Consider the following 348-nt stretch of genomic DNA (forward strand, 5'->3'; position numbering starts at 1 on the left):
TGGTTTCCTTCAGCTTCAGCAAGCTGCCCTAATGAATAGGCAGAACTTGCAGATGGTTGCAATTTGTGTAGTGCTTCAGACACCTTCACGAACAATGGATCTTCTGTACAATCCTTGGCAGAAAGTCTGCTGTTCACTCTTTTTAACCAGTCTGTATCACCTTTTTTAGCATCGAAGTCTTTGCTGTAAAGTGGAATCAGGTTATCACAGTCTGCACGTTGACCTAATTTAGCGTTGATACTACCTTTAACTGCGCTATAAGCTTTCAGGTTAGTTTCATATGCATTAAGCCTTTTTTGCTCCTTATCTGTAAGTTGCTCACCGGCTTCCTGTTTTTCTAATAACTTA

1 pseudogene is annotated in these 348 nt (G+C 40.5%); it reads right to left on the reverse strand.

Going from position 1 to position 348, the window contains the following annotated elements:
* Positions 1 to 348, reverse strand: a pseudogene (locus HC175_RS21370) (hypothetical protein); the annotation flags it as partial.

It is taken from the genome of Salinimicrobium oceani (assembly GCF_012037645.1).